The 261-nt window shown below is 46.4% G+C and carries 1 protein-coding gene; it reads right to left on the bottom strand.

Annotation, left to right across the window (positions count from 1 at the left end; genetic code table 11):
- A partial coding sequence (locus AAEY75_RS15800; protein WP_352260125.1) for an HIT family protein occupies window positions 1-261 on the bottom strand: 261 nt, incomplete at both ends.

The raw sequence follows: 261 nt of genomic DNA, 5'->3' as shown, positions 1-261 counted from the left end.
ACCTAGCTCATGAATGCTTGATGGAATCAGATGCACGTGATAATGAAAGACGGTCTGCCCTGCTTGTGACCCATTCAACTGCATCTGGATAACACCTTCACGCTCAAATAATTGACGCTGTGCTTGCACGATCTTTTTAGAGGTCATTAATACTGCTGCGGCATATTCTGGCTCCAAATCACCTAAATCAACGGCTTTTTGCTTGGGGATAACCAACACGTGACCTTCTGCTTGCGGCATGATGTCCATAAAGGCGAGCGT

The organism is Psychrobacter sp. TB55-MNA-CIBAN-0194 (genome assembly GCF_040309505.1).
Taxonomy (GTDB): Bacteria; Pseudomonadota; Gammaproteobacteria; order Pseudomonadales; family Moraxellaceae; genus Psychrobacter; species Psychrobacter fozii.
This window is presented reverse-complemented; position numbering and strand designations above follow the sequence as displayed.